Here is a 4,046-nt window from a genome sequence, read left to right on the forward strand (position 1 = left end):
CTGCCCCGGCTTCGGAGCCGGTGTCGGCTTCGGTGTCTGCTTTGGCTTCGGAGCCGGCCTCGGCGCCGCTGTCTGCCCCGGCTTCGGAGCCGGTGTCGGCTTCGGTGTCTGCTTTGGCTTCGGAGCCGGCCTCGGCGCCGCTGTCTGCCCCGGCTTCGGAGCCGGTGCCGGCTTCGGTGTCTGCCTTGGCTTCGGTGTCTGCCTTGGCTTCGGAGCCGGCCTCGGCGCCGCTGTCTGCCCCGGCTTCGGAGCCGGTGCCGGCTTCGGTGTCTGCCTTGGCGGTCGAGACCGGGCCCGTACAGCTGCAGGACAACGTCGGAGTCGATTCGGCGCCCGACGCCGCGCCCGACGCCCTCGCGTCCGTCGAGGCCGAGCTCGGAATCGCGGGCGATGCCCGGTGGGACACCGCACGGCAGCAGGCCGTCGGCGCCAACGAGCGCACTGCCGTCGTCCCCGTACACATCCTCTTCCGTGACGACCCCGCGCGGGCCGACGCCGCCGAGACGCCCGCCGATCCGGCGCGGCAGGCCGGTGGTGGGGAGAAGGCGCCGGGCAAGCGGCGGGCGCCCGTGGCCGACGGGGGGAAGGTGAAGGCACCTGCCCGGTCCGCGCCGGTCGCGGATCCGTGCCTGACCGAGAAGCCGGGGTACGCACTGCCCGGATGGATCGCGGTGCTCACCGCGCTGGCCGGGGGCGTCGCCGGTGGAGCCGTGCTGTGGTGGGTCGGTGCGCTGCCGCATGGCGTACTCGTGCGGGCCGGGATCGGTGCGCGCCCGTACGACGGGATCGGCCTCGGGGCCTGGGCGGCGCTCGCCCTCCTGGTGACTCTGGTGCTCTTCGCGTTCGGCGGTCTGTACCGCGGGCGGGTCGGGTGCGCCTGGGTGCTGACGCTTTTCGGCGACTACCGGGGGAGCGTGCGGCGGACCGGGCTCGTCTGGACCAGCCCGCTGATGCTGCGCCGCCGCGTCGACGTACGGCTTCGGCACTGGCGGAGCGAACCGCTGCCCGCGGTGGACGCGGACGGTGCGGCGCTGCGCGTCGTCGTCCTCGTCGTGTGGCGGATCAAGGACACGATGCAGGCGACGTTCGGAGTGGCGGACCACGAGGAGTATCTGCGCGAGCAGGTCGAGTCGGCGATGGCGCGGGTCCTGTCGCAGTTGCCCGCCGACGCCTTCTACGAGGACGCGCACTCCCTGCGCAACGCGGAGGCGGTCGGTGACGCGCTGACCCTGATGCTGAAGACGGACTGCGAGCCGGTGGGCATCGAGGTGTACTCCGTGCAGCCGACCGGTATCGAGTACGCGCCGGAGGTTGCCGCCGCCATGCAGCGCCGACGGATCGCCGCCATCGACGACAAACACCGCGACAGCGTCCTGACTTCCGTGGTCGACGCGGTGGACGACACTGTCAACCGGCTGACGGCTCGGGGCCTCGTGACGCTCGACGACTACGAACGGAAGGCGCTGGTCAAGGACTTGACAGTGGCCTTCTACACCGGACGCAGTGGCGGGGAAGGCTGCTGACCGCGCCGCCGTACCGTCTTCGTGGGGAACCGGAATCCAACTCCCATTGGTCTGGACATGTTCACGCCCTGTCAATAATCTAAGGCTTGGTCTAGACCGCACCATCACACGCGCAGCAGTGCTCATGGAACTTCCCCCACGTTCTTGAGGAGCGACAGCAATGCGTAAACGGGCAAGCGTGGCCGTCATAGGCCTCGCCATCGCGGGCGTCTCGATGTTCGCGACGGGCAGCGCCGGCAGTCACGGCTACACCGACAACCCCATCAGCCGCCAGAAGCTCTGCGCCAACGGCACCGTCACCGGCTGCGGTGCCATCCAGTACGAGCCGCAGAGCGTCGAGGCCCCCAAGGGCTTCCCGGCGGCGGGTCCGGCCGACGGCAAGATCTGCTCCGGCGCCCACGACAACTTCGCCGCACTGGACGACCCGCGCGGCGGCAACTGGCCCGCCACCAAGGTCACCGCCGGCCAGGGCTTCAGCTTCCGCTGGCAGTTCACCGCCCGCCACGCCACGACCGACTTCCGGTACTACATCACCAAGAACGGCTGGGACCCCACCAAGCCGCTCACCAGGGCAGCGCTTGAGTCCCAGCCGTTCATGACGGTGCCGTACGGCGGTCAGCAGCCCCCGGCCACCCTGACCCAGCAGGGCGCCATCCCCACCCAGAAGACCGGACGGCACATCATCCTGAGCGTCTGGAACATCGCGGACACCGGGAACGCGTTCTACGCGTGCTCCGATGTTCAGTTCTGACTTGTAGTCAGTTACCGTGCGGCGCCATGGGGAGCGCAGACACCGTCGCGGAGCTCGTACAGCGCCAATGGGGCGACCACCGGCCCGGGTTGAGACGTGAGGACACCGTCCTCAGTCACCACCAGGTTGCCGCCGGCGCTGCCGCACGTGCGGCGCTCCTGGTGGATCTGCTGTCGGCGGGCAGCGAACCGCACCTGGGGGTGCTGCTCGACAACAACCCGAGTTCCCCCTGTGGTTGAGCGCGGCGGCCCTGGCCGGGGCCGCCGTTGCGGGCATCAACCCGACCCGGCGCGGTGCCGAGCTGGCCCGCGACATCATGCACACCGGCTGCAGGGTCCTGGTGACCGAACGCGCGCATCTGCCGTTGCTCGACGGGCTCGATCTGCCGGGCGTACGGCTACTGGTCACCGACACCGACGCGTACGTCGAGCTGCTCGCCGGCTACGCGGGGGCCGAGCCGGGCGACACGGTGCTCGGGGAGGTCCGGCCCGCCACCCGCATGCTGCTCTACTTCACCTCCGGGTCGACCGGTGCACCCAAGGCCGCGATCTGCACCCAGGGGCGACTGGCGGCAGCCGGGCTGTCGCTGGTCGACCACTTCGGGGTGCGGCGCGACGACGTCCACTACGTCTGCATGCCGATGTTCCACGGCAACGCCGTGCTCGCCGACTGGGCCCCCGCACTGGCCGGCGGCGCCGCGGTCGCTCTGCGCCGCCGCTTCTCGGCCTCCGGCTTCCTCGACGACGTACGGGCGTACGGCGCCACGTACTTCACCTATGTCGGCCGCGCCGTGCAGTACCTGCTGGCGACCCCCGAGCGCCCCGACGACCGTGACCATCCGCTGCGGCTCGGCTCGCGACCCCGACGGCTTCCTCTACTTCGCGGGCCGCACGGACGACCGGCTGCGCGTCGACAGCGAGAACCTGGCGGCCGCGATGATCGAGAACATCCTGGCCCGCTGGGCGGACGCGGCGGCCGTAGCGGTGTACGCGGTGCCGGACCCGGTGGCCGGCGACCAGGTGATGGCGGCGCTGGCGCTGCGCGAGGGGGCGGTGTTCGACCCGGCCGCCTTCGCCGCGTTCCTGGCGGCCCAGCCGGACCTGGGGACGAAGATGGCGCCCCGCTTCGTACGGATCGTCCCGGCGATGCCGGTCACGGCGACGAACAAGGTGCACCGGGTCGCGCTCCGCCGCGAGGGCTTCCGGACCACCGACCCGGTGTGGTGGAACGGGGCGGGCGGTGATGCGTATCGCCCGTTGGGGGACGAAAGGGTGACGTGGACGGCACCTCAGTGCGTCGGGGCCAGCTGCTTCCGGGGCCCACCGCCGCGCCGCAGCAGCGCAACGGCAAGCACCGCTCCCGCCAGCAGAATCAGCGATCCCGCCACCGACGCGTACTGCATGCTGTGCACGAATGCCTCCCGGCCCGCCGAGATCAGCGAAGCGTCCCCCGTGGCCAGAGCCCCGGGCAGCGTCTCGCGGGCGGCCTCGGGTGCGGAGTCCGGCAGGTCCGCTCCGTACACCGCGGTGGCGACCGCGCCCAGCAGCGCCATGCCCATCGCGCCGCCGAACTCCTGACCGGTCTCCAGCAGTGACGCGGCCGAACCGGTTTAAAACGCGTGTCTAGTACGACTGTGTAACACGATTGTATGGAACGCCGGACAGCAAAAAACGCAGTGGGCGGTCTACGTATGAGTACGTAGACCGCCCACTGCGTTGTCTGTGCGCCGCCAGGGACTCGAACCCCGGACCCGCTGATTAAGAGTCAGCTGC

3 protein-coding genes and 1 pseudogene are annotated in these 4,046 nt (G+C 70.8%); 3 read left to right on the plus strand and 1 reads right to left on the minus strand.

From position 1 onward, the window contains the following. The 3 genes and pseudogenes from ABZV38_RS39315 to ABZV38_RS39325 all read left to right on the plus strand — a co-directional run. On the plus strand, nucleotides 1-1,523 hold a 1,523-nt coding region (locus ABZV38_RS39315), incomplete at its 5' end, for an SPFH domain-containing protein (RefSeq protein ID WP_356333647.1). Between the two features lie 160 nt (nucleotides 1,524-1,683). Further along, nucleotides 1,684-2,274 (plus strand): lytic polysaccharide monooxygenase auxiliary activity family 9 protein, encoded by a 591-nt coding sequence (locus ABZV38_RS39320; protein ID WP_356333649.1) that lies wholly within the window; start codon nucleotides 1,684-1,686, stop codon nucleotides 2,272-2,274. A 26-nt stretch (nucleotides 2,275-2,300) separates the two neighbouring features. Continuing rightward, nucleotides 2,301-3,500: pseudogene (locus tag ABZV38_RS39325) on the plus strand (AMP-binding protein); the annotation flags it as partial. A 62-nt stretch (nucleotides 3,501-3,562) separates the two neighbouring features. Here the strand turns inward: ABZV38_RS39325 and ABZV38_RS39330 are convergent. After that, a complete protein-coding gene (locus tag ABZV38_RS39330; protein ID WP_356333650.1) occupies nucleotides 3,563-3,832 on the minus strand; it encodes a hypothetical protein in 270 nt (89 codons plus the stop codon). Between the last annotated feature and the right edge of the window lie 214 nt (nucleotides 3,833-4,046).

Source organism: Streptomyces sp. NPDC005181, from assembly GCF_040608395.1.
In the GTDB taxonomy this organism is placed as follows: Bacteria; Actinomycetota; Actinomycetes; order Streptomycetales; family Streptomycetaceae; genus Streptomyces.

Excerpts from the sequence above, each read along its gene's own strand:
- ABZV38_RS39320 (WP_356333649.1), top strand. The coding sequence starts at position 1,684 with ATGCGTAAACGGGCAAGCGTGGCCGTCATAGGCCTCGCCATCGCGGGC.
- ABZV38_RS39330 (WP_356333650.1), bottom strand. The coding sequence starts at position 3,832 with ATGGGCATGGCGCTGCTGGGCGCGGTCGCCACCGCGGTGTACGGAGCG.